Source organism: Polyangiaceae bacterium, from assembly GCA_015075635.1.
Lineage (GTDB): Bacteria > Myxococcota_A > Polyangia > Polyangiales > Polyangiaceae > JADJKB01.
The window spans coordinates 1,687,554-1,712,197 of sequence record JABTUA010000002.1; the positions used below are offsets into that span (position 1 = coordinate 1,687,554).

Genomic DNA, 24,644 nt, shown 5'->3' on the forward strand with positions numbered 1-24,644 from the left:
GATCACTCTCGCGTTTTCAGCACTCCGATGAGATCCAGCTTGTCCAGGCGGCGCCGCACCAGGAGCGCCGAGACCGCGGCGGCGGTCAGCGCCACGAGCAGGGCGATGGCGTAGCTCCGCGGCGTAATCACGATGGGCATGCGCCACTGCTCCGGATCGATGGTCGAAGCCAGGCCGTTGACCAGCCAGTCGCCGAACACCAGACCCAAGGGCAGCGCGAGGAGCACCTGAAGCGCCATCTCGCCCAGCAAGATCCCGGAGATCTCACCGCGCGTGAAACCCAGGACCCGGAGGCTCGCCAGATCGCGCGCCCGGAGCGAGAGCGCGACACGCGCGTTGTTGTAGACGACTCCCACGGTGATGGTGGCCGCGAACAGCATGATGATCACCGCCATGGTCGTGATCATGTTGGCGCTCTGGCTCTCGAAGCGCGCCACGAGATCGGCGCGACGCGTGACGCTGGCGACGAACGGCATGTCCTTCAGGCGTGCGTCGAGGGTCTCGGACTCGGCGGGATCGACCCTGAGCAGGGCCAGGTTGACCTTGGGGGTCTCGCCCATGAAGCGCGCCAGCGCCGGCGCCGTCATGTGGCCTTGCAGCCCCATGGCCTCGTCCACGGTCCCGCTGACCACCAGGCTCTTCGTGCCGCGCTGCCCCTCGTGGACGTCCACCTCCACGCGATCGCCGACCCGTACCCGGAGGATGTCCGCGAGCACGTCGGTGAGGACCACGCCGTCGGGCGGGAGCGGCGAGAGCCGGGCGTAGCGGTCGCGCAGTTGCCGCAGCTCGCCCTGGGCCGGATAGCCCAGGAGCACGCCGTCGCGATGGGCGTGCCCCGAACGGAAGCGCACCGGGACCGCGCGCAGCCCCTCCGCCGCGAGCACGCCTGGCGTGTGCTCGAGGCCCGAAAGCGCCTCCTCCGGTCTCGCCTCGATGAACGCGACCGTCACGTCCTCGCGCATGGCCTCGTGGAACTGCGTGTGCACCAGATCCCGAACGGCGTCGTAGTACCAGCCGCCGATCACCATCAGCCCGATCGAGACCGCGATGGCCAGCGACGAGAACACCGTTCGCAGCGGCCGGCGCTGGAGCTCGCGCACCATCATGTGGAGAGATGGCCCGACGGCGCGGGCCAGACCGAGGAGATCCACGATGGAGCGCTGGTAGCGGGCCGGCGCCGGCGGCCGCATCGCCTCGGCGGGTGGCAGCGCGACGACGCTCCGGACCGCGCTGAAGGCCCCGAGCAAGGCCGTCGCGAAGCTCACCAGCACGGCGCCGGCCGCGCTCTTGGCGTCGAAGCTGAAGACCAGGTTGGGGAACTTGAAGTACTCCAGATAGAGGTCGATCATCACTCCGCCGAAGTAGAAGCCCACGCCGATGCCGATGCCGGCGCCCAGCACCAGGATGACCAGCACCAGCTCGAAGAAGTGCAGGCCCACCTCGAGATCCGAGTAGCCGACGGCCTTGAGGGTCGCGATCTCCGGGCGCTGCAGGTGCACCAGGCGGGAGAGCACCACGTTGACCAGGAGCGACGCCACGAGCAGGAAGATGACCGGCAAGAAGGTCGAGAAGCTCTCGAGCTGCGCCAGCTCCCCGTCGATGGCCCGGTTCGACGGCTGCTTGTCGACGCCGTACGCCCCAGTCCCGCCGTAGGGCTCGAGCATCCGGTCCAGCGCGTCGATCACCGCCCGCTCGCTGGCGCCGGGCTGAAGCGCCAGCGACACCGTGTTGAACGCCCCTTCCATCTCGAAGGTGGCGCTGAGGGCGTCCTCGTTCATCCACATCACGGCGAAGCGCTCCGGATCCGGCGAGATGTCCCCAGCTGCGATCGCGAAGACGTACTCCGGGCTCATCACCACGCCGGCGACCCGCACGTCGCGCTTCTTGCCGTTGAGCACGACCGGCAGGCGGTCGCCAGGCATCACCTTGCGAGCGGTGGCGAAGGACTCGAGCAGGAGCACCTCGTCGCTGCGCCCGGGCCAGAGCCAGCGCCCGCTCCGGAGGTGCAGCCGGTTCAGGGTCTCGAGCTCCTCCGAACGGGCCGACACCACCAGCGCGCGCATCGGCTCCGGCACGTCCGGCAGCGGCATCATCGCCGGCTTCGCCACCCGCCCCTCGGCGCGAGACACCCCGGGGAGCCGCTCGATGCTGGAGACGAGCGAGAGCGGTGCGCGCTCGAGCCGCGCAAACACGTCCGCGAAGCGCTGTCGCTCGTAATACGCGGCGCGGGCGTCCTGGATCGAGGTGTAGGTGCCGCGCAAGGTGACGAAGGCGGCGATCCCCGCCGCCACCACCAGCGCGATGGTCAGCATCTGGCCCTTCAGACGCAACAGATCGCGCCAGAGCTTCCGGTCCAAGGCCTTCACCATCGGAGCTCCTTGGCAGCGCGCCGCTCCGCGTTCCGCACCTCGCTGGTGACGCGACCGTCGCCCAGGGTCACGACTCGGTCCGCCATGGCGGCGACCGGGGCGTTGTGGGTGATCACCGCCGTCGTCGTGCCGAGCTCCCGGTTCACAGTCTCGATGACCTCCAGCACGATGACGCCCGTCTGGTAGTCCAGGGCTCCGGTCGGCTCGTCGCACAGCAGCAGGTCCGGGCGCTTGGCGACGGCGCGCGCGATGGCGACGCGCTGTTGCTCGCCGCCGGAGAGCTGCGCCGGGAAATGATCGAGGCGCTCGCCGAGGCCGACCAGCCCGAGGGCCTCTTCCGGCGACAGCGGGTCGTCGGAGATCTCGGTCACCAGCGCGACGTTCTCTCGGGCGGTGAGGCTCGGGATCAGGTTGTAGAACTGGAACACGAAGCCGACGTGCTCGCGGCGATACCGGGTCAGCGCCCGCGCGTCGGCGGCGGTCAGGTCGTGATCGCGGTAGATCACCGTGCCGCTGGTCGGGATGTCCAGGCCGCCCAGGATGTTGAGCAGCGTGCTCTTGCCGCTGCCCGAGGGACCGAGCAGGACGACCAGCTCGGCGGGGTACAGGTACAGATCGACGCCACGAAGCGCGTGGACGTCCACGTCACCCATCCGGTAGACCTTGGTCAGGTCACGGCCGGCGAGCACGGCGCGATCTTCGGGGGCGGACACACGACAGGTCGTGCAGCGTTCGTGCCGTCCGACCCGCGGTGGATTCGGGACCTCCTCGGGCGATTTCGCGCAGGCGGAGCACCCAGCCGCGGTGCAGCCGAAAATCCTGCGCCCTGTGCTCAGCGCCCGCGCAGGCTCTTCACGCGCGCCGGACGCGGCCGGGGGGGCGAGAGCGCGTCCGGCTCCACCAGCACGAACGGGTACGTGATCCGGTACTCCTCCGGCGTGCCGTCCTGCAGCGAGCTGAGCTCGGGGTAAGCCGGTGCCGCGAACGCCCGGGCCAGGCAATCCCGGGCCGGCTCGGACAGAAGCCCGGGACCTCCCACCACGGTCACCTCCCGAGCGCGGCCGGCGAGCAGGGTCAGCTTCACCTGGTACCGGCCGCCGGACAGGACGTAGCGCGCGCTGCAATCGCGGACGGCCGGCGTGGCCTGGCGGAGCGCCCGGAGGATGGGCTCTCTCGCGATGCTGGATGCGCCGGACGGCTCGGTCCAAGAGGCGAAGGTCGCCACGACGAGCAGCGGCAGAGCGCGCATGGGTGGGGAGACACCGGCGGGGCTCGGGTAGTTCCGAGCTCAGCGTTCGGGCTTCGCTCGGAGCGGAGCCCGCACCAAGAGCACGCCCAGTAGCGCACCGTAGGGCCCGGCGACCGCCGGGTTGCACAGGATGCTTCAGGTCCCGCCGATGCGCGAATACGAGAAGCCGAGCGCCACGAGCCCGAGGCCGCCTCCGGCGGCGGCGAGCAGCCGCAGTCCGAGGCCGCGCCAGCTGAGCTTGGCTCGGGTCGTGTCGGGCATGGCGTCGGCCGGACCTTACGCCGGCACACCCCAGATGTCCCGCGCGTAGCCCCGGAGCGTGCGGTCCGACGAGAAGAAGCCCATGCGCGCGACGTTCAGGATCGACTTCCGCGTCCAGGCGGCCTGGTCGAGGTACGTCCCCTCGAGCACCGCTTGCGCTCGGGTGTAGCTGCGGAAGTCCGCCAGCGTGAAGTAGTGGTCCCCGCCGGCCAGCAGGGCGTCCACCACCGGACGGAAGCAGCTGGGGTCGTCCGGCGAGAACAGGCCGCCTCCGATGGCGTCGAGCGCGGCCCGCAGGTCGGGATCGGAGTGGTAGATCGGGAACGGGTCGTAGTCGCGGCGGCGCGCCTCGACCTCCTCGGCGGTGAGACCGAAGATGAAGATGTTCTCGTCACCCACGGCGTCTTTGATCTCGATGTTGGCGCCGTCGAGGGTGCCGATGGTCAAGGCGCCGTTCAGCGCGAACTTCATGCAGCCCGTACCCGATGCCTCCATGCCGGCGGTCGAGATCTGCTCCGAGACGTCGCTGGCAGGGATGATCAGCTCCGCCGCAGTCACCGAGTAGTTGGGCACGAACAGCACGCGAAGCAGGTGCCGCGTCGACTCGTCGGCGTTGACCCGGGTAGCGACGGCGTTGATCAGGTGGACGATCCGCTTGGCCATGGCGTAGCCCGGCGCGGCCTTGCCGCCGAAGACGAAGGTCCGCGGCACCGCCTCGCTCCCGCGCTGGCGGCGGTAGCGCTGATACAGCGAGACCACGTGGAGCACGTTCAGGAGCTGGCGCTTGTACTCGTGGATGCGCTTGACCTGCGAGTCCACGAGGTGCGTCGGATCGAGCTCCAGGCCGTGGACGCGCCGGAGCCAGCGCGTGAAGCGCTCCTTGTTGCGTTGCTTGATCGCGCGCCACTCGGCCTGGAAAGCCGGCTCGTCCGCGAAGCGCTCGAGCTCCGAGAGCCGATCGAGATCGGTGACCCAGCCGGGGCCGATGCGCCCCGTGATCAGCTCCCCGAGCTCCGGGTTGCACTTCTCGAGCCAGCGGCGAGGAGTCACGCCGTTGGTCTGGTTCACGAACTTCCCCGGGTAGAGCTCGGCGAAGTCCTTGAACAACGTCTCGCGGATCAAGCGGGAGTGCAGCGCCGAGACGCCGTTGACCTTGTGGCTGCCGACGATGGCGAGGTGCGCCATGCGGACTTGCTTCTCGTGCCCCTCCTCGATCAGGCTCATGCGACCCAGGCGGGCGTCGTCGCCGGGGAAGCGGCGCTTCACCTGGTCCAAGAAGCGGGCGTTGATCTCGTAGATGATCTGCAGGTGGCGCGGCAGGAGGCGCTCCATGAGCCACACCGGCCAGCGCTCGAGCGCCTCGGGCATGATGGTGTGGTTCGTGTAGGCGAAGCACTGGCGCGTCACCTCCCAGGCCTGGTCCCAGGTCACGCCGTGGCGATCCACCATCAGGCGCATCAGCTCGGCGACTGCCAGCGCCGGGTGCGTGTCGTTGAGCTGGAAAATGGCGAAGCGGTGCAAGTCGCTCAGGTCCTCGTGCTTCGTCAGGTGCCGTGCGACCGCGTCCTGGAGCGTGGCCGACACCATGAAGTACTCCTGCTTCAGCCGGAGCTCCTTGCCGGCCAGCTGAGCGTCGTTCGGGTAGAGCACGCGCGAGATGGTCTCCGTCGCCGCCTTGTCCTCGACCGCCTTGATGTAGTCGCCCTGGTTGAAATACGAGATGTCGAACGCCCGCGTGGCCTTGGCCGACCAGAGCCGGAGCGTGTTGACCACGCCGTTCTGGTAGCCCGGCACCGGGGAGTCGTAGGCGACCGCCAGCACCTGGTGCGTGTCCACCCACTCGTGCACGCGCCGGCCGCGCGAACCGGTGTACTGGATCACGCGCCCGCCGAAGTGGACTGCGTAGCGCCGCTCCGGTCGCTCGAACTCCCACGGGTTGCCGTAGCGCAGCCACGGATCGGGGCGCTCGATCTGCTCGCCGCGCACGATGTCCTGCAAGAAGATGCCGTACTCGTAGCGGATGCCGTAGCCGATGCCCGGGATGCCCAGGGTGGCCATCGAGTCGAGAAAGCAGGCCGCGAGCCGCCCGAGGCCGCCGTTGCCGAGGCCGGCGTCGTGCTCTTGATCGGCCACCTCGGTGAGCGCCACGCCAGCCTCCTGGAGCCCTTCTTCGGCGGCGCGCAGGCAGCCCAGGTTCAAGAGCCCGTCCTCGAGCAACCGGCCGAGCAAGTACTCCATCGAGAGGTAGTACACGCGCTTGGGCTGCTCCCGGGCGTAGCGCAGCGAGGTGCGGGTCCAGCGGTCGGCCATGCGGTCCCGGGCCATGTGCGCCGCCGCCATGAAGTGATCGAGCTCGGTCGCCACGCTCGGGGCCTTGCCCTGGGTGTGCCGCACGTGATCCAGGAAGCTCTTGGCGAGCGAGGCGGAGTCCAGCGGCAGCTGGTCGGCGTCCCGGGGGACCGGATCGGGATTCTTCTCGGACATTCGCGGCGCTACGCTATCAGACCCACCGGGAGTTGGGGGCCGTCCCGACCGTCGGCGCCCGGCGTGCTAGGGTTTCCCCGGAACGCGCGAACCCTGTCCGCGCGTTTCCGGCTCTGACTGCCCATGCGCTTCCAGAACCTCTCTGTGTTGGTCGCGCTCGGGCTCGCCGTCGGCGCCTGCGACCGGCGGGCGGCCCACGAGCACCGAGCGGAGCCCGCGGTGAACGCAGAGCTCGCGCCGCCGCGCGCCGCGCCCCAGCGAGTTCGCGCCGTCGGCCAGCTCGGCCCTGGCAGAGGCACGCTGGTGGTCTCCCTCGAGGCTCCCGCGAACGGCAAGCTCACCACCGGTGCGCCGCTCCGCCTCGAGGCGAGCGGCGAACACCTGGAGTTCCCGACTCGCATCGACGAGAAGCTGGACCCGGAGAAGCTCCCGCTCAGAATTCCGGTGGACGTCGCCGACGGCGCGACCGGCCCGGCCCACGTGAAGCTCCACTACTTCTGGTGCGGGTCCGGCGAGGGCTCGGCGTGTCGTCCAGAGCGCGCCGAGCTGGTCGTGGAGCTCGACACGAGCGGTGACTCGGCCGGTGGCGAGGCCCACTTGACCCATCGCGCGGCGGGCTCCTGACCCGAATTGGGCGCTCGGCTCCACGCGCGCGCCGCAATATTCGGGCCCCAGCCGTGCTTTCCAGGTAAAATCTCGGCGATGCCCAGACTCGGCGACAGCATGCCGCCTTCGGAGTCGCCGGAGAGCTGGGTACCCGAGCCCGGCACGGTGCTGGCGGGACGCTACCAGGTCGAGGGCCTACTCGGCGCCGGCGGCATGGCTGCGGTGGTGAGCGCCATTCAGACCGAGCTCGGCCGGCGCGTCGCCATCAAGCTCTTGCCGCCGCGGGCGGCCCGCAGCGCCCTCGGCGTCGAGCGCTTCATGCGCGAGGCGCGCGCGGCCAGCGCCATCGACAGCGATCACGTGGTCAAGGTGTTCGAGGTCGGCCGCCTGGGGTCCGGCTTGCCGTTCATGGTGATGGAGTTCGTGGTCGGAGCGCCGCTGTCTCGCTTGATCGAGCGGCGCGGTCCGCTGCCGCTGCAGGAAGGGATCGACTACCTGCTCCAGGCGGCCGTCGCCATCGCGCACTGCCACGCCATCGGCGTCGTGCACCGCGACCTGAAGCCGGAGAACATCATGGTGCTGGAGAACCCCGGACAGCGCGGGCACGTGAAGGTGCTCGACTTCGGCATCTCCAAGGCCGACTGGTTCGAGCAGGAGCACACGCCGAGCCTCACCGGGACCAGCGACGTGTTCGGAACGCCGACCCACATGTCGCCCGAGCAAGTCCGGTCGTCCAAGAGCGTGGACTATCGCACCGACATCTGGTCGCTCGGGGTGGTCCTGTACGAGATCGTGACCGGCAAGCCGCCGTTCATGGCGGAGTCCTTGCCGGCCCTCTCCGCCATGATCGTCAGCGACGAGCCCGTGCCGCCGTCGCAGCTCCGGCCGGATCTACCGCCGGAGATCGAGCGCCTGATCCTGCGCTGCCTCGCCAAGCGGCCCGAGCTACGCGTCCAGAGCGTGCACGAGCTGGCCCAGGAGCTCGCGCCGTTCGCCTCGACCGCGTCACACGCCCACCTGGAGCGCATCTTCGCCATCGCGGTCGCCAAACAACTCGGCGGCAGCGCCGCCACCGCCGGAGTCTCGGGCGCGTACGGCTCGCTGCGCAGCACCGCCAGCGCCTGGGGCACGACCCACCAGCGGCGCATCACCGCACGGCGCGGCATCGCGCTCGGTGTGGGCGCCGGGCTCGTGCTGTTCGCTGCGGTCAGCGTGGGGCTGATCGTCTCGGCGCGCTTTCGGCAGGCCGAGGTCGGGCCAGAGATCGAAGCGAGCCCCAACGCGGAAGCACCAGCGTCGCCCCGAGCCGCGGCCGCTCCCCCAGCGCCCCTCCCGAGCCTGACCCCCGCGGCCAGTGTCGCACCCAGCGCGAGCCCCGGCGTCGCGCCGCCGGTCAAGGCCAGACCGAAGAGCAACAACCCGAGCCCCCTCTCCGACCGGCACTGATGACGCGCGCGTCCTTTGTGTTCGCCCTCGCGTTGCTCTGGCCGCTCGGCGCGGCGGCCGATCCGTCTCCGGCCGATCGCGCCGCTGCGGAGGCGTTGTTCCGAGACGCCAAGCAGCTGTACGCGAAGAAACGCTACGCCGAAGCCTGCCGCAAGTTGGAGGAGAGCCAGCGCCTCGATCCTCAGGGAGGAACCCTGCTCAACCTCGCGGTGTGTCACGCGCGCGAAGGACGCACCGCCAGCGCCTGGGTCGAGTTCCAAGAGGCCATCGACGTCGCGAAGAAGGCCAAGCGCGCCGATCGCGTGCGCCTGGCGGAGAAGGAGCTCGCGCAGCTCGACAAGAAGCTCGCGCGCCTCACCGTCGAGGTACCGAGCGAAGCGCGCGTCTCCGGCCTGAGCATCGAGCGCGGCGGCGAGCGCGTCGGGGAGGGCGCCTGGGGCACGGCCGTGCCCGTCGATCCCGGCGTGGAGATCGAGATCTCCGCGAGCGCCGCGGGCTACAAGACCTGGCGCACGACCTTGCAGGTCTCCGCCGCGGAGCAAAAGACGCTGGTGGTGCCGAAGCTCGAGAAGTTGCCGCCGCCGCCGCAGCCGAAGGCCAAGCCTGGAGGCGCGGACGACGCGGATGCGGGGAAACGAAGCCGCGAGACCGAGCGCCTGATCGCCTACGTCGCTGGAGGAGTCGGCCTGGTCGGCGTCGGCGTCGGCAGCTACTTCGGCCTGTCCGCCATGAGCAAGAAGAACGCGACCGACGACCACTGCGACGGCAGCTTGTGCGACAAGGAAGGACTGGAGCTGAACGAGCAAGCCAACCGCGCGGCGACCATCAGCAACATCGGCTTCGGCGTCGGCGTGATCGGCCTGGGCGTGGGCACGTACTTCTTCTTGGTGTCGCGGGCGGACGGCGACGAACGGCGAGCGCCCGCCAAAACCTCGGGCGTTCGCCTGGTTCCTTCGATCGGAGCGCGCTCTTCCGGTATCCTGATGACGGGTCGATGGTGAGCTTCTCCCGCATCACGGCGCTCGGCCTCACGGCGCTCGCGCTCGGGGCCGCCTGTCAGGTGGTGCTCGGCATCGAGGACAAGCAGCTCGACCCCAACCTGGGAACGGGGGGCACCAGCAGCGGCGGGAGCGCCGGCAGCGACGCCGGCGGGGGCGGGCCGAAGGGCTCGGACCCCGTGCCGCCGAAGCGACCGCCCGGGCCCGCGGTCCCGTCCGGCGGCGCCACGCGCTGGTTCGCGGCGAAGACGATCTTCCTGGGGACTTCGGATCCGGAGACCAAGAAGCCCGACAGCACCGCGTGGCGGCGCATCGGTCACGACGTGGACGGCGAGTGCACCACGGCGGAGATCTCCAAGAGCAACAGCTCGACCACCTGCGCCCAACCGTCGAGCGCACCGCCCGAGTCGCTGGAGGACGGCGACGACTGCCGCGACAACGCCGCGGGCCGCCTGCTGGCGGTGGGGATCCAGGTCGTGCCCCTCAACTTCGAGCCGCAGCTGCACGCCGAGCTGCTCACCGGCGAGACCGCGACCTACGTGCTGCGCCTCGACGACCTCTCGAACGAGGCGGACGACCCCTACGTGCGGGGCTCGCTCTACGTCAGCGTGCCGCGCAACCCGACGTTCGAGAAGCCGCCGAGCTGGGACGGCTTCGATCAGTTCGCGCTGGACGTGGCTTCGGTGGACGTTTCGGGAGCGGGTGGCGCGGACGCCGGCGACGCGGCAACGACCGACGCCGGCGCCCCCGACTCCGGCGCGGGCGACGCGGCGCCTCCGTCGCCGCTGGTGGACAAGCCGCTCTTCGTCTTCGACAAAGGCTACCTGTCGAGCAACGTCTGGGTCAGCGGTGACCTGGGGAAGTCCCCCGGCAAAGTGCCGCTCTTCGTCTTCGACCGCCTGACCGTGGTGGACACGGTCACCACCACCCTGACGCTCGAGCTCACGCCGGAGCACGACCAAGCCAAGAGCTCTCAGCTCTCCGTGGCCGTGACCACGGCGACCATCGAGAGCTACTTCCGGCCCATCGCGCACGAGCTCGCGAACTGCATCGCATCGCTGGGAAACCTCTTGATGGACAGCTACGTGCTGCCCGCCCGGGACCTCGGCGCCGGGCCGACCCTGATCACGCCCAGCCAGCCCTGCGATGCGGAGAGCTTCGCCTTTGCCTTCGAGTGGAAGCCGGTGAAGCCGCCGATCTACGTGGTACCCGGGCCCGCCAAGCCGCCGAAGTGCGGCGACGGCGGGACCTGAGGTCAGGCCGCCGAAGCGTTGATCGGCACGATCACCGCCAGGCCCGCGTGCTCGCAGTCCGCCACCAGCTGCCGAGCGCTGAGCGTGAAGCGCATCCCCACGTAGCGCGCGATCTCGTCCGCCGCCACCCTGACCTCCGCGGCCGTCGGGATCGCGTTCGGCACCGGCTGAACCCGGCAGCGCGCGCGGGCCAGGCGATAGGCAGCGACGGCCAAGCTCCCGGCGCCGTCCAGCAGCTGGCGATACAGGGCGCGATTCTCCGCCAGACGGCGCAGCCACTCGGTGGGACGTTCCAGCTCGTCGGTCGTAATCCTCATGACGCGATCTCCTGTTGGTGGCGCGGAGCGCACCCGTCGGACACGCGGGGAGTCCGCGGCCAGGGGGCGCGAGGTCCGGCCGCGCCACGCCCACCCCTCGGGCAGCGTGATGCGAGCCTTCTCATGGTCGACCCGTGTCTGCCACGACGCTGGCCAAAGGGACAAGTTCTGGTGCGGAGGCGCCGGCGCGGCCCCGGCCCGGGTGCGCCGGCACCTGCAAGAAAAAGCCCGTTCTCTCGCGCAATTGACGGCGAGGGGTCGCGCCTGAAAAATGGGTGTGAATGTGGACTCCCACCTGGGTCGGAGAACGCCTGCGCGCCGAGGGCTTGATCACCGCGGCGCAGCTCTCCGCGACGGTGCAAGCCATGCAGCTCTACAACGAGCGCATGGAGGAGGCCCTGCTGCGCATCGGGGCCATCGACGAGGACCGCCTGCTGCGCTTCGCGGCCGAGCGCTGCCGCACTCAGTTCGTATCGACGGCCAAGCTGGCGCGCCTACAGGTCACCGACCAGGCCTTGCGCCTCTTGCCCGAGCGCGTGGCGGACAAGCTCCTGGCCTTCCCGGTGCGCTACGAGCCGGACACCGACACGCTCAGCATCGTCTCCCCGGACGCCGGTGACCCCGAGTACAAGAAGCAGCTCTCGATCGCCATCCGCGTGCGCGAGGTGAAGCCCTACATCGCGCGACCGGCGGCGGTGAAGGCGGCGATCGCCAAGTGGTACCGGGGTGAGACGAATCCGTTCGCCTCGCTCTTGTCGGACTCGTTCATGCTCGGCAACGCGTTCGAGCCCGAACCTCGACGTCCGACCGACACACGCCCCGGACCCGCAGCGCCCCAGCACGCGCCCGTGCCCGCGCCGCCCGCTCCGGTACACCCCCGCGGTGAGTACTTCGTGACCCCGGTGCCCACGGCCGCCGCGCCGCGGGAGACCGCAGTGCCCCGGGACGTTCCGCCGCCGCCCCCGATGCTCGAGCTGACCGCACCGCAGGCGCCGGAGGCGTTCCGAGCGCCGGCGCCGCGGCCGGCGCCGCAACCCCGGGCGCCCACGGGCGCGCCGCAACCACCAGCGTTCGGTACGCCGCACCCACCGACGTTCGGTACTCCGCAACGGGCCGCGTTCGGCACGACGCCGCAGCCGGAGCCCTCCGCTCCGCAGCAGCCGCACTTCGGCTCGCTCCAGGAGCCATTCGGGGCGCACGAGCCCGCCGAGCCGTCACATCATGTCGTGCCGGTACCGGACGCTCCGCCTGCGCGGGAGTCGTACAAGCCACCCGCAGTGCCCCACCCGAGCGGCAAATCGGGCACGGCGGCACCCGCGCCGCGCTTCGTTCCCTCGGGTTTCCCCGGCCCGGTCTCCGAGGTCCGCGACAAGCGCCTGCGCGACCTGGCGGAGCTCCTGAACGTGCTGGTCACCCTGAACGAGAACAGCCGCGACGAGTTCCGCGGGCACTCCGCGTCGGTGGCGCGCCTCTCCAAGATGATGACGGAGCGGATGGGTCTGGACGAAGTCGCTCAGATGAACGCGACCATCGCCGCCAACCTGCACGACCTGGGCAAGCCCATCTCGTACCACCTGACACCGCTCAACGTGGCGCAGTACGACACCCACCGGCGCGCCGCCCTCAAGCTGGTCTACACTCCGCAGCGCCTGGTCGAGAGCGTCGGGCTCCCGATGGAAGCGACCACCGCGGTCAGCTCCATGTACGAGCGCTTCGACGGCAGCGGGTTCCCGGGGCGCATGGCCGGCAAGTCGATCCCGCTCTCCGCGCGCGTGCTCGCGCTCTGCGACACCTACTCGGATCTCACGCTGAACCCCCGAAACCTGTACCGGAAGGAGCTCTCGCACGAAGAAGCTCACAAGGTGCTCGACGAGTACGCCGGCTCGCTGTTCGACCCCGATCTGGTCGAGCTCCTGTCGCAGCTGGTCGTGGGCGAGGACCTGCGCCGCCGCTTGAGCGACGACAAGCCACTGGTGCTGATCGTCGAGCCGGATCCCGAAGAGGCAACCATCCTCGAGCTCCGCCTGGTGGCTCAGGGCTTCGACGTGAAGGTGACGCGAGCTGCCGATCAGGCGCTGAAGTTCGCCGAGGCTGGCAACCTCCGGTACGTGCTCTCGGAGGTCGAGCTCCAGCCCTTCGACGGCTTCGATCTCTTGCAGCGACTGCGGCGCTCGGAGAGCACCAAGAACGTGCCTTTTCTGTTCGTCGCCAAGAACTCGGACGCGGCAGCGGTCGACCGCGCGTTCAGCCTGGGCGCCCAGGACTACGTGGTGAAGCCGACCACCGGCGACGTGCTCGCCGGTAAGCTGAGGCGCCTGGCGGCGGCGCCCCGCAAGAACAGCTCGGACAATGTCGCCGCGGGCGTCGCGGGCTCGCTCAAGGACCTCGCGTTGCCGGACTTGATGCAGATCCTCTTTCACGGCAGAAAGAGCGGCAAGGTCAGCGTGAAGTCGTCGGGCCGGGAGGGACAGCTGCACTTCCAGGAGGGCCGGATGGTGCACGCGCTGCTCGACGAGCTGGCAGGCGAGGAAGCCGTTTACGAGATGCTCACCTTCGACCAGGGCAGCTTCGCGCTCGATCCGAGCTTCCAGCCCACGACCACGACCATTCAGGCCAGCCCCGAGATGGTGATTCTCGAAGGCCTGCGGCGACTGGACGAGAAGAATCGGGGGGCGTAGCGGCTGCGGCTGCGGGTCTCGGCAACGGAGTTGGGCCGCCTGCAACTCAGCGCGCGTTCTGCACGAAGCGCACGAGCGCGAGCGCGATGCCCGCGATGACCAGCGGTCCGGCCACCCAGAGCGGGCGCACCGGGCCAACCGAGAACAGCTCGCCGCTGTACTGCGAATACGCGAAGTCCGCGGCCATCACCGCGATGCCGAGCGCGACGAGCTGGATTGGGCCGCGCAGGCGGTCCTTGAGCTCGCGGGTGCTCGCGCCCGGCAGCGGGTCCATCGCACCGTAGCGCGCCGGCGCGCTGCGGATCGGCGGCGCGCGGGGCGAGAGGCCGATGCCATCCATGTGGCCCTGACGGCTCGGTGCGGAGGCCATGCGGTCCGGCGGGCCGATCTCGTCAGCGATGTCGATGCTGGCCGGAGCCCGTGGAGCGGTCGGGCGCGCAGCGGGCGCGCCGTCGTTCTCGCGCATCACGGTGATCTTGGCGGGGGCCTGCGGCTCGGCGTTGCGAGGCGCCGCGGACTTCTTGGCTGGCGGGAGGCCGAGGTCCAGATCGGGCACCTCGAGGCTCGGCGCCGGCTCCCGCGGCGGAGGCAGATCTGCCGGCCCGCTCACGGCGACGCGAGTCGCCGCCATCGGATCGGGCTTCATCGATACCAACAGGCCCTGCTGCCCGGCGAAGGGACCGGCTGCCGGCGGCGGAATGGTCACCACGCCTTCCTGCATTCCGGCAGCGCGGTGCAGATCCGTCCAGAACTGCCCGACGTCCTGGTACCGGTCGCGAGGATCGACCGCGACCGCCTTCGCGCACACGCGCTCGACGGCATCCGGCACGTCCACGCCCTCGGTCCGGGGCGTGGGGCGACGGCCCGGGTCGATGGCCGAGCCGAGCAGCGCCGCCTGGTCGCCCTCCATCGGCGGCCGGCCCGTGACGGCGTTGAGCAGGGTCAGCGCCAGACCCCAGACGTCCGTCCATGGCCCGGTCTGACCGAAGCGCTTGGGCAGCCACTGCTCGGGCGCCCCGAAGGCTGGCGTGAAGGCGACGATGCCGTCGCCCTGGGTGGACTGGTGTCCGACCATCTGCGTGGCGACGCTCTTCACCTTGCCGATGCCGAAGTCCAGGATCTTGGCGCTTCGCTGCCCGTGCTGCTCGACGACGAAGACGTTCTCCGGCTTCATGTCCCGGTGCAGGATGCAGACCTCGCCACCGGCCCCGGGGAAGTGGTGCGCGCGCTCGAGCGCCCGGGCCACGGGGGTGAGCAAGCGGACGGCTTCTTTCAACGTCAGCGGCGGTTCGAAGCGCTGGTTCTTCGCCTCGATCAGCGCGTCCAGCGTCTGACCCTCGAGCCACTCGAGCGCGATGAACGGCACGAAGCGGCTGACGCCCTCGAGGATGCCGACGTGCAAAGGCCGCACCACCGCAGGCGTCGAGCTCGACAGCCGGAACAGGAGCTCGCCCTCTTCCCGGAAGCGCTCGAGGAACTCTTGGTAGTGTTGCGCGCCGAGGGACTCCGGGACCTTCAGGCACTTGAGCGCGACCTGAGCCCGGAACGCGCTGTGGTAGGCGCGGTAGACCACCGCGAACCCGCCCTCGGCGACCACACCTTCGACCTGGTACGCCCCCGCCTGCGTCGTGCCGACGATGCCGAAGACGTCCTCTGCGCCCATCCGACCTCACGATAGTAGAGTCGCTCGGGACAGGAAAGCCGGAGCAGCAGGGGCCGGCGCGGGCGTTGGTGAAAAACGAGACACTCCCGACTAGCATCCGGAGCATGTTCGAGCTGCCTCCGACCCGGATCAGCGGCCGCGCCCTGCGGACTTTGGTCGCGCTGGTGCGCAATACGCCCGCGAAGCACGCCACTGCGCAAATTCTCCGCGAGCAGCTCGGCATCAATGCCATCCGCGCCCTCGGGGCCGACGCGCGCGGTGAGCTGCCGTTCGACCTGGCCCCCATCGTGGCGCGCTGCGAGCACCGGCGCGAGTCGCAGTGCCTCGGCATCCCGACCGTCGGCGACTGGCCGCGCACCACGGACGCCTGCCAGCGCGCGCTCGCCTCGGGGCGCGTCAGCTCCGAGGAGCTCGTGGTGCGGGCCCTCGCCGCCGCAGAGCGCCTCGCCGCGCGCACTCCGAGCTTGGGACCGCTGCTCGATCGCGACGAAGCGCGCGCTCTCGAGGCCGCACGCCAGAGCGTGGAGCGACGTGCCCGAGGGGAGCTTCGTGGACCGCTCGACGGCGTGCCGATCGCCATCAAGGAGGAGATCCACGTCGCTGGCTTGCCCACGCGCGTCGGCACGGCGTTCCTGCCGCGCACGGCGGCCAGCACCGACTCCGTTCCAGTCAGCCGTTTGCGCGACGCCGGCGCGCTGATCCTGGGAACGACGCCGATGACCGAGTACGGCATGTCCCCGCTCGGCGGGAACGTTCACCGGGTGATGCCGCGCAACGCGCACCAGAGCGACCGCTTGCCCGGTGGCAGCTCGAGCGGCTCCGGCGTCGCCGTGGCGACGGGCGTGGTCCCGGTGGCGCTGGGCGCCGACGGCGGCGGCTCGATCCGCATCCCCGCCGCGTACAACGGCGTGTTCGGCATCAAGCCGACCTACGGCCGCGTGCCGGTCGTCGGACACGGCGTCCCCGGTGGCTCGAGCGTGGTCCACCTGGGCCCGTTGGGCGCGTCCACCCACGACCTGGCGGTCTTTCTGGAGGCGGCGAGCGGCGCCGATCCGCGCGATCCCGCTTCGGAGATACAGCCCCCGCTCGACCCCGGCGAGCTAGTGGAGGCCATCGGGCGCGGGGTCGGCGGCCTGCGCGTCGGCGTGGACGAAGACGAGTGGGCCGCGGCGAGCCCCGAGGTCCGGCAGAGAGGGCGCGAGGCGCTCGGGGCGCTGGAGAAGGAGGGCGCGACCCTGGTCCCCGTCGGTTTCCGGCTGGCCAAGCACGCGGCCGCCATCGGTTACCTGACCATCGGCCTCGAGTTCATGACCAACCTGGCAGAGGTGCGCCGCGATCACATGGACGAGCTCGGCCTCGACCTTCAGATGCTGCTCACCAACCTGGAGACGTTCCGCGCCGACGACTACATCGACGCCCAGCGCCTGCGCGCTGAGCTCCGGCGCGAGGTCGCCTCGCTGCTCACGAACGTCGACGTGCTGGCGCTGCCGACCACCGCGACCACCGCGCCGCCGGTCAGCGACAGAGACGCGAGCGAGGGCTTCGTCGATCCGCTCGCCCTCGACGCGGCCTGCCGCTTCGCTTTCGTCGGCAACCTCACCGGCTGCCCGGCGGGCACGGCACCGATCGGCATGGACTCCGCCGGCCTGCCCATCGGGCTGCAAATCGTCGGCGACGCCTGGGACGAGGCCGCGGTGCTGCAAGTGCTCGGCCACCTCGAGCGCATCGGTGTCGCCCACGTGGAGCGCCCGCGCGCGGGTATCGACCTCCTGGCGTGAGCCTCAGTCCCCCGCGTCGCCGGCCCCGGCGTCCGCGGAGCTCGGCGGTGCCGCGCCCTCCGTGTAGCTCGGGTCCCGGCACAGCAGCTGACCCAACCGCGACTCGTCGAGGGACAGCCCGAGCACGCGCATCGCCTCCTGGTCGGCGTGAAAGCCCATCGAGTTCTCGGCCTCGACGAAGTCCACGAGGAACTGCGCCCGGAGCTGCCGGCGCCGGGCCGGCGCCAGGCGCTCGTCGGTGGCGCCGGCCCGCTTGGCGCCCTCGATGTCGCGGATCAACGCCACCAGGGCGTCGAGGGCGCGGTCGCGCATGCCGTGGGTCTTCTCCTGGATGGTCTCGACGCGCTCCCGGAGCGCGCTCTCCGAGGCGCGGTGGCAGGACTGGCAGGCGTTCGAGACGTTCAGGAGCGGGCTCCGCACGTGGTGGTCGCTCACCTTGAAGGAGCCGACCCGGGTGTACGGCATGTGGCAGTCCGCGCAGGCGACCCCCGCACGCGCGTGCGTGCCCTGACTGAACATCTCGAACTCGGGGTGCTGCGCCTTGAGCACGCGAGCGCCGGTCTGGGCATGGGTCCAATCGGTGAACCCTTCCGCCTCGTAGTACTCGAGGATCTCGTCCGCCTTGAGGCCGCGGCTCCACGGGTACGTGAGCGTCTTGCCTTCGCCCTTGAAGTAGTACTCCACGTGGCATTGGCCGCAGACGAACGAGCGCATCTCCTGCCGCGTGGCATCGCGCATCGGGTCGTAGCTCGGGACACCCTCGCGCGCCTTTAGCGCCTTGAGCCCGGCCACGAACGCTGGCCGCGTCAGGCGGAGCTGCATCGTCGTCGCGTCGTGGCAGTCGATGCAGGCGACGGGGTGCTCCACCTGCTTGGTCGCCTCGGCGTAGGGCATGCGGTTCAGCGCGTCGAAGCCTGCGGCCACGTCCCCGCCGCCGAGCTTGGTGTAGAGCGCGTGGGTCGAGGCGTGGCAGTTCAGGCAAGTGCCGGGCTGCTTGGCGAACGCCTGCCGTTCGGTGTAGCGCTGATCGACCAGCATGAACGCGTGCCCGCGCTCCTCGCGAAAGTCGTGCGAGAAGGCGTAGCCGGCCCACACGACCTTCAGGCGCGGGTCCTCCTCCAGCCGCGACTGCGCGACGACGGAGCGCGGGTCCGCCTGAGTCGGCGAGCGCTGCACCGCCTCGCTGCCGCCATAGCGGGTCCTCACTTGATCCACGGTGCGGCGGTAGCCGTCGTACTGGTGCGGGAAGTTCTTGCCCCAGACGGCCGGATCCACCACCGAGTCGTCGAGCTCGACCACGCGAAAGAACGGGTTCTTCGCCTCCTGCTTCTTCTCGAAGATGTTGACCAACAAAGCCGCCAGCCCGGCGCTGGCCAAGGCGGCCACCGACAACACCGTCACGAGCTTCCAGCGCGATCTTTTCTCCTCCATGCTTCCTCCTCGTCAGTCGGGGTGGCCCACGGAGCCGTGGCAGCGCTTGCAGTCGGCGAGATCGCGTTCGTTCGGGCTCGAGGCGTGCATCGACTCCACGATCGAGGCGTGGCACTTCGAGCAGGCCTGGCGCGCGATGCGCTGGTTCAGCGCGTTGGCGCGGATGGGCTCGGCAAAGCGCCCGGTCGTGAACGCCAGCGAGTGATTGAAGCCGTTCAGCGCCTTGGTGGCGTATTTGCCCAGCGTCCCCGGCGGCGTGTGGCAGTCGTTGCAGCTGGCCACGTCGTGGTGCGAGCTCTTGAGCCAGCTCTCGTACTGCTCGCGCATGACGTGGCAATTCGCGCACGCCGCCGAGTCGTCGAGCAAATACGAGTAGCCCCGCGCGTAGCCGAAGGTGTAGAGGGCCAAGCCCAGCGCGACGCCGGGTGCGGCGGCGAGCACGTTCCAAAGCGAGAAGCGCATCCCTCGGCAGGGATGGTGCCGGCCGAGTGCGGGCTTGGGAAGCACGATGGGGAATGTGCAGACCGCGTCCTGGACGCGCCCCGTCTCGGGTTTCGCGCCTCGAGGGTGCACCGGTGCCAGGGCGCCGAAGGTGTCAGAGCTCGCCCTTCTTCGCCTTCTCGACCCACTTGTCGATCTCTTCTTCGATCAACTTGATGGCCGTGCCCTTGAACGGCCGCAGCATGAACGGGACGTCGAGGTCCATGGCGATGTCGCGCTCGTCCACCTCGAGCGTTCCGGTGAGCCCGATGCCCTTGACCTTGAAGTGGATCTCGGCGCGGCGGTCGTTCACCCAGCGGGCTTCCGGGTGGTACTGCGCGAAGCGCTCTTTGTACGAGGCGAACGCCGCGTCCGCGACCTTGCGAGCCGTGTCGAATCCCAGACCGTGGTGCACGACGTGCTTCATGGGCGCCACCACCTAACCCAAGCCGCAGCCGTTTTCCAGTCACTCCGGGAGCCCGAAGTGCTCCCGCGCGCGCTTCTGCCGGGCCTGCCGGGCCTTGCCGGCGACGGAGAGCAGCGGCCGATCGCGCTCCCAGCGCCGCGCTTCGGCGGCGTCCACCTGCGCCCAGAGGGGCTCCGCGTCTTGGACGAACGCCTCGGTCTCGGCCAACAGGCCCGCGAGCGCCAGGTGGGTGGCCGGCGCGAGCGGATCCCGATCGCGAAGGTCGCGCGCGGAGCCGACCAGCGCGAGCAGTCGCTCGACCCGCGAGGCCGGCCAACCCGAGCGCCGCGCGACGCCGAGCAGGTAGCCGAGCAGCGCCGCATGGACGTGCAGATCCTCGATGCTGCGGAACGGCTTCAGGTACCGAGCGTACCCGTCGCCGGGCAAGACCTGGCTCGCCTCCACCGCCGCGTCGCGGAACCGGATCGTCGCATGCGGGACCTCGGGCACGAAGGGCGTTTCGGGCATGGCGGCGACCTCGATCCCCTGCCCCGGCAGCGCGACGCGCACCACGACGAGCTGGCTCTTCCCTTCGCGCTCGCCCGTCTTGGCGACCACCAGCGCCTGCTCTGCCAGCGGTCCGAGCGTCGCCCAGCGCTTCTCTCCGTCGAGCACGAAGCCCTGCCCGCGGGGCTCGAGCAGGGTCTGGATGGCGCGCGGGTGGTTGCCGCCCTCCTCGCTCGCACACAGGCAAGTTGGCACGGGGTCGAGCCCCGTGAAGAGAGCTCGCAGGGCCGCGTCGTACCCACCGGCAAAGGCGAAGCCCAGGCGATCGGCGGTCACGCCGGCGAGCAACGCGCGATCGATGCCCAGCGCCGCGTGGCGCGCGCCCGCCGACCTCTGCCACCACTCCGGCAGGTCTGCCGCCAGCACCGGCTCGGCAGAGAGCAACGCTTCGAGGATCGCCGTGTCGGTCGCGGGAGCGAGAGTCATTGCTCCCGCCGGGTCGCCGCGATCTCCGTCACGACGCCGAAGTGGTCGCTCGGCCAGAGCTCGCCCTCGGGGTGTGGCTCGCTCTCGGCGAAGGCGAGCCGGGTCTCGAGAGGCTCGCCGCGGAAGCCCCGATCCGGACCGCGCACGAAGACGTAGTCGATGCGCCGCGGCGGCTCGTGGGCCAGAGCGGCGAAGCGGTTCTTGCGGTCGAAGGTGTAGCCCGGACCGTCACCGCCGTGGAGCCAGGCGTCGGCGAAATACACGCTCTTGCCCTCCACCGTCGCGTGCCCGGAGAGGTAGCGGATCTCGTCCGACTCGGGCCCGGCGTTGAAGTCGCCCATCAGCACCGGCGGCAGCCGGCTCTCGTCCACCGGGCAGAGCTCGAAGATCTTGTCGACGATGAAGCGTACCTGGAGCAAACGAACGCTGCCGTGGTGGAGCTTCCAGTTCAGGTGGGTGACGAAGACCGGCAAGAGCCCGTGCGGCGTTCCGACCAGCGCGTAAAGGAGCACGCGCGCCTCGCCCGGATCCGCCCCGGGCAAGGCGAAGTGCGCTTCTTCGATGATGGGATGACGGCTGGCGAGCGCGTTGCCGAACGAGAGCCCGGCGCCGTAGTGCATCGCGGGAGCGAACGCGAGCTCGAAGCCGAGCCCCTCACAGAGCTCGACGGCCTGACAGCTCTCCGCGTCCGGCGCCGGTTCGTCCAGACGCAGCACCTCCTGGAGCCCGAGCACGTCCGGCGCGAGCGCCGCGAGCTGCTTCCGGATCAGCGCCGCGCGCGCGGGCCAGGGTCCGGACTTGTTCCAGATGTTGAGGGTGGCGATGCGCAAGCGTTCGGTCATTCCTCGTCCCTCCCGTACAGCTCTTCGACTGCGAACAGGTCCTTCGATCCGAGCCCGGCCTCCACCGCGCGCCCGACCTCGGCGCGGGCCGCGGCGTGCGTCGGCATCACCGCGCCGAGCTCCTGCTGGAGCTCCGCGCACAGCTCCGCGTCGCGCAGCACCAGCTCGAGCACGAAGTCCGGATCGTCGTAGCGGCGTGCGAGCACCCGCTCGCGCTTGCCCTGGTACGCGGGCGTTGCGAACGCCCCCTCGGTGAAGGCCGCGACCAGCACCTCCCGCGAGAGCCCCGCGCGCTCGCCGAGACGCAGCATGGACGCGAACGCCATCAGGTGCTGACACCCGAGGCCGTTCAGCACCACCTTCAGCGCCTGGCCCGCGCCGACGGGGCCCGCGTGGAGCGTGCGCCTTCCGACCGCCGCGAACACAGGCGCGAGCGCCGCGACGTCGGCCGCGTCGCCTCCCGCGAGCACCACCAGCTCGCCGCGCTCTGCCGGACCTCGAGTGCCGCTCACCGGCGCGTCCACGAAGCGCGCTCCGCGCTCGGTCAAGCGAGCGGCTGCGGCGCGGGCCGCGACGGGGCCGCTGGTCGAGAAATCGACGTAGAGCTTGCCCGCGATCTCGCCTTCCGCCGCTCCGCTCGGGCCAAACAGCACGCTCTCCAGGGCCTCGCCTCCGGTGAGCATGCTGCAGATGACGTCGGCAGCGGCCGCGGCTTCTGCCGGCGTCGCCGCCCGCGGCGCGCCGAGCACGGCGCTCCGCTCGGGGCTGCGGTTCCAGACCACCAGTGGGAAGCCCGCTCGCACGAGCCGCAGGGCCATCGGGCCCCCCATGGTTCCCAGGCCCAGAAACGCGACGCGAGGCAGGCTCGACACGGCCAGGAGGCTAGCCTGGGCGGGGCCCGGAAAAAAATCCGGGAACCCGCCGCTGCGGGCCGCTGTCACTCCCCACAATCCGCCGCGTCGGGTGGCGGTTCGGGCGATGGCCCAGAGAAGGAGCAGGCGATGAGCCGTCGTGCGCTGGCATTCGTGTTCGGTTTTGGGGCATTTGGGGCGCTCTCGTTGCCGGCCGGCGAGCCTTGGACCAGCCCGGGCCTGCCCGTCGCCGTGGCCCACGCCCAGGAGACCGCCGAGAGCTGCCTGGGCTTCAAGAAGAGCGACATCGACAGGGGCATCGCCTTCGACATCGAGTCGAGCTGCGGCATGAAGCTCGCGTGCAAGGTGAGCTGGGTCGTGAAGTGCGCCGACAACGACGGCAAGCCCGAGTCCACCAGCGCCAAGAGCGAGCGCTTCGAGCTCGCCTCGAACGAGAGCCACAGCGTCACGATGTCGGCATCCAGCTGCAAGCAGGCCTGGAAGGTCGAAGACGTGCGCTGGGGCTGCGATCCCGTGAAAAAGTGAGCCGGCTGCGCTAGCGTTCGCTGGCCCGTGCTCCGTCGCCAGCTCTCAATTCGTCTCCTCGCCACGCTTGCGCTGGCGAGCGCAACCGGCACCGCGGAGCCGGGCGTGCGCTGGGAGACCGGCGGCGAGGTCGCCGGCTACCTCGACACCGACCACGTCTGGGCGCTGACGCCGTCCGCTCACGCCAGTGCGCGCGAGCCAAGCGCCGGCTGGAACGCCAGCGGCAGTTACCTGGTGGACATCGTCTCGGCGGCGTCGGTGGACATCGTCTCGGCGGCGAGCCCGCGCTGGTTCGAGGTCCGGCACGCCGGCGCGCTCAGCGGAGGCTACAAGCCCGGCGCGGCTGCCGTGTCGGCGAGCCTGGCGACGTCCATCGAGCCGGACTTCACCTCCTTCGCGGCGGGCGCCACCGGCAGCCACGATTTCGCGCGCAAGAACCTGGTGCTGTCCCTCGGCTACGTGTACGAGCACGCCGTAGCGGGGCGCACCGGCACGCCGTTCTCCGTCTACGCGCTGCGCGCCGATCGCCACCAGCTCGCGGCCCGCGCCGAGATCGTAGTCGGACCTGCCACGCTCCTCTCGCCGGCGCTCGACGTTCACTTCGAGTCGGGGCGCCAGGAGAAGCCCTACCGCTGGCTGCCGCTGTTCGACGCCGCCGTCGCGTCGAGCGTCCCGGTGGGCGCCTCGATCGACGAGGTGAACCAGCTGCGCCTGCCCGGGCGCGTCGCCGAGCATTTGCCCGACACGCGGCAGCGCTACGCCGCGAGCGCGCGCCTCGCGCACCGCTTCGCGCGCTCGACCTTGACGCTCTGGGACCGGGCCTACCTGGACAGCTGGGGGCTCCTGGCCACCACCACCGACGTCAAGTGGGTGTTCGAGCTCTCGCGCCGCTGGTCGGTCTGGCCGCACCTCCGCTTCCACGATCAGTCGGCCGCCACGTTCTGGCGCCGCGCGTACGTCGGCCGCATCGGCGCCGGCAGCGTGGTGGTGCCCGAGCACCGCAGCGGAGACCGAGAGCTGTCCCCGTTCTGGACGGCGACCGCCGGTCCGGGGCTGCGCTTCGATCTCGGGTCGCCGACCCCCCGGAGCCTGAGCGCCACGCTGGAATTCGACGGCGCCTACACGCAGTTCCGCGACGCGCTCTACATCGACCATCGCTGGAGTGGCCTCGCCGTGGCAGGCTTCAGCGCGAGGTTCGAGTGAAGCGCTGGCTCCTGCTCCTTCCGGCCGTGCTCGCCGCGAGCGCTTGCCGCGATCCGGCGCTCGACGCCAAGGCCGAGGCGCTCGGGCCGGATCCTGGACCCTACGAGGAAGGCCCGCTCCACCGCGCGGGCTTCCCGTGCACGTACTGTCACGCCAAGGGTGGGCGCGCCGAGCCGAATTTCGATCTGGCCGGCACGGTGTACGCCGAGAAGGACTCGCCGGAGGGTCTGCCCGGCGTGACGGTGCGCTTGTTCGACTCGAAGGGCCGGCAGCAGACCGTCGGCACGAACGAGGTCGGCACCTTCTTCCTGGAAGAGGGCGCGCTCGAGCTCGAGTTCCCGCTCTGGGTGAGGCTCGAGTACGGCGACGAGCGGCGCTGCATGAAGACCCCGATCCGTCGCGAGAGGTCTTGCGCGGCGTGCCACTTCGATCCGGCCGGCCCCAGCCGAACGTTCCGCGTGTACCTGCGGGACGACGAACCCGTGTCCGGCCGCGACTCGTGCAAGGAGCCGACCCCATGAGGCGGCTCGGACCCTTGCTCGTCGTCGCGGCCTGCTCGGTCGTGAGCGAGCAGAAGACGTTCGACGCGCCGAGCCCCGAGGGTTTCCACCGCGTGAGCGAGATGCTCCACGCGCGCTGCGGCTCCCTCGACTGCCACGGCCAGGCCGGTCGCAGCTTGCGCCTCTACGGCTCCATGGGGCTGCGCCTGGATCCGAGCGACGTTCCGGGCGTACCGCGCAAGACCGCGGATCCGGCGGAGGCCGAGGCGAACTACGTCTCCGTGCTCGCC

At 70.5% G+C, this 24,644-nt stretch carries 21 protein-coding genes; 9 read left to right on the forward strand and 12 right to left on the reverse strand.

The window, feature by feature from the left end:
• Window positions 1-2 precede the first annotated feature (2 nt).
• The 4 genes from HS104_23855 to HS104_23870 all read right to left on the reverse strand — a co-directional run bounded on the left by HS104_23855 (window position 3) and on the right by HS104_23870 (window position 6,363).
• A complete protein-coding gene (locus tag HS104_23855; protein ID MBE7482996.1) occupies window positions 3-2,369 on the reverse strand; it encodes an ABC transporter permease in 2,367 nt (788 codons plus the stop codon).
• Window positions 2,363-3,022: an ABC transporter ATP-binding protein gene (locus tag HS104_23860; protein MBE7482997.1), complete on the reverse strand. Its 660-nt coding sequence runs from the start codon at window positions 3,020-3,022 to the stop codon at window positions 2,363-2,365. The genes HS104_23855 and HS104_23860 overlap by 7 nt, the downstream gene beginning before the upstream one ends.
• 179 nt (window positions 3,023-3,201) lie before the next feature.
• The gene (locus HS104_23865) at window positions 3,202-3,618 is read right to left on the reverse strand and encodes a hypothetical protein (protein ID MBE7482998.1); all 417 of its coding nucleotides are present in this window, start codon (window positions 3,616-3,618) and stop codon (window positions 3,202-3,204) included.
• 276 nt (window positions 3,619-3,894) lie between these two features.
• Complete coding sequence (locus HS104_23870) at window positions 3,895-6,363, reverse strand: glycogen/starch/alpha-glucan phosphorylase (protein ID MBE7482999.1); 2,469 nt, start codon at window positions 6,361-6,363, stop codon at window positions 3,895-3,897.
• Between the two features lie 123 nt (window positions 6,364-6,486).
• Here HS104_23870 and HS104_23875 point away from each other — a divergent pair, with 123 nt between their 5' ends.
• The 4 genes from HS104_23875 (at window position 6,487) to HS104_23890 (ending at window position 10,666) form a co-directional block, all read left to right on the forward strand.
• On the forward strand, window positions 6,487-6,987 hold the full coding sequence (locus HS104_23875; protein MBE7483000.1) for a hypothetical protein: 501 nt from the start codon (window positions 6,487-6,489) through the stop codon (window positions 6,985-6,987).
• 78 nt (window positions 6,988-7,065) lie between these two features.
• Entirely contained in the window at window positions 7,066-8,415 is a 1,350-nt protein-coding gene (locus HS104_23880; GenBank protein ID MBE7483001.1) for a serine/threonine protein kinase, read from the forward strand.
• A complete protein-coding gene (locus tag HS104_23885; GenBank protein ID MBE7483002.1) occupies window positions 8,415-9,416 on the forward strand; it encodes a hypothetical protein in 1,002 nt (333 codons plus the stop codon). Before HS104_23880 ends, HS104_23885 begins: the two co-directional genes overlap by 1 nt.
• On the forward strand, window positions 9,410-10,666 hold the full coding sequence (locus tag HS104_23890; protein ID MBE7483003.1) for a hypothetical protein: 1,257 nt from the start codon (window positions 9,410-9,412) through the stop codon (window positions 10,664-10,666). Before HS104_23885 ends, HS104_23890 begins: the two co-directional genes overlap by 7 nt.
• A 2-nt stretch (window positions 10,667-10,668) precedes the next feature.
• On the opposite strand, the gene HS104_23895 is transcribed toward HS104_23890, so the two are convergent.
• A complete protein-coding gene (locus HS104_23895) occupies window positions 10,669-10,983 on the reverse strand; it encodes a hypothetical protein (protein ID MBE7483004.1) in 315 nt (104 codons plus the stop codon).
• A 281-nt stretch (window positions 10,984-11,264) separates the two neighbouring features.
• Between HS104_23895 and HS104_23900 the strand changes: the two genes are divergently transcribed.
• On the forward strand, window positions 11,265-13,661 hold the full coding sequence (locus tag HS104_23900; GenBank protein ID MBE7483005.1) for a DUF4388 domain-containing protein: 2,397 nt from the start codon (window positions 11,265-11,267) through the stop codon (window positions 13,659-13,661).
• 46 nt (window positions 13,662-13,707) lie between these two features.
• Here the strand turns inward: HS104_23900 and HS104_23905 are convergent, their stop codons facing one another.
• Window positions 13,708-15,324 carry a protein kinase gene (locus HS104_23905; protein ID MBE7483006.1) on the reverse strand — a complete coding sequence of 539 codons (1,617 nt, stop codon included), beginning with the start codon at window positions 15,322-15,324 and terminating at the stop codon, window positions 13,708-13,710.
• A gap of 104 nt (window positions 15,325-15,428) precedes the next feature.
• Here HS104_23905 and HS104_23910 point away from each other — a divergent pair, with 104 nt between their 5' ends.
• Window positions 15,429-17,102 (forward strand): amidase, encoded by a 1,674-nt coding sequence (locus HS104_23910; protein ID MBE7483007.1) that lies wholly within the window; start codon window positions 15,429-15,431, stop codon window positions 17,100-17,102.
• Between the two features lie 3 nt (window positions 17,103-17,105).
• Here the strand turns inward: HS104_23910 and HS104_23915 are convergent, their stop codons facing one another.
• The 6 genes from HS104_23915 to HS104_23940 all read right to left on the reverse strand — a co-directional run bounded on the left by HS104_23915 (window position 17,106) and on the right by HS104_23940 (window position 22,126).
• Complete coding sequence (locus tag HS104_23915; GenBank protein ID MBE7483008.1) at window positions 17,106-18,533, reverse strand: ammonia-forming cytochrome c nitrite reductase subunit c552; 1,428 nt, start codon at window positions 18,531-18,533, stop codon at window positions 17,106-17,108.
• Window positions 18,534-18,545: 12 nt separating this feature from the next.
• Entirely contained in the window at window positions 18,546-18,995 is a 450-nt protein-coding gene (gene nrfH, locus HS104_23920) for a cytochrome c nitrite reductase small subunit (GenBank protein ID MBE7483009.1), read from the reverse strand.
• A 133-nt stretch (window positions 18,996-19,128) separates the two neighbouring features.
• Window positions 19,129-19,440 (reverse strand): polyhydroxyalkanoic acid system family protein, encoded by a 312-nt coding sequence (locus HS104_23925; protein MBE7483010.1) that lies wholly within the window; start codon window positions 19,438-19,440, stop codon window positions 19,129-19,131.
• 39 nt (window positions 19,441-19,479) lie between these two features.
• Window positions 19,480-20,412 carry an acyl-CoA dehydrogenase family protein gene (locus tag HS104_23930; protein ID MBE7483011.1) on the reverse strand — a complete coding sequence of 311 codons (933 nt, stop codon included), beginning with the start codon at window positions 20,410-20,412 and terminating at the stop codon, window positions 19,480-19,482.
• Window positions 20,409-21,236, reverse strand: coding sequence for an endonuclease/exonuclease/phosphatase family protein (locus HS104_23935; GenBank protein MBE7483012.1), 828 nt, complete (start codon window positions 21,234-21,236; stop codon window positions 20,409-20,411). Before HS104_23935 ends, HS104_23930 begins: the two co-directional genes overlap by 4 nt.
• A gap of 14 nt (window positions 21,237-21,250) precedes the next feature.
• The gene (locus tag HS104_23940) at window positions 21,251-22,126 is read right to left on the reverse strand and encodes an NAD(P)-dependent oxidoreductase (GenBank protein ID MBE7483013.1); all 876 of its coding nucleotides are present in this window, start codon (window positions 22,124-22,126) and stop codon (window positions 21,251-21,253) included.
• 129 nt (window positions 22,127-22,255) lie between these two features.
• Between HS104_23940 and HS104_23945 the strand changes: the two genes are divergently transcribed.
• Genes HS104_23945 through HS104_23955 form a run of 3 tightly spaced genes read left to right on the forward strand, consistent with a single transcriptional unit; the run spans window position 22,256 to window position 24,375 of the window.
• Window positions 22,256-22,651 (forward strand): hypothetical protein, encoded by a 396-nt coding sequence (locus HS104_23945; GenBank protein MBE7483014.1) that lies wholly within the window; start codon window positions 22,256-22,258, stop codon window positions 22,649-22,651.
• Window positions 22,652-22,678: 27 nt separating this feature from the next.
• On the forward strand, window positions 22,679-23,854 hold the full coding sequence (locus HS104_23950; GenBank protein MBE7483015.1) for a DUF3570 domain-containing protein: 1,176 nt from the start codon (window positions 22,679-22,681) through the stop codon (window positions 23,852-23,854).
• Window positions 23,851-24,375, forward strand: a complete 525-nt coding sequence (locus HS104_23955) for a hypothetical protein (protein MBE7483016.1) — start codon at window positions 23,851-23,853, stop codon at window positions 24,373-24,375. Before HS104_23950 ends, HS104_23955 begins: the two co-directional genes overlap by 4 nt.
• The last annotated feature ends 269 nt before the right edge of the window (window positions 24,376-24,644 follow it).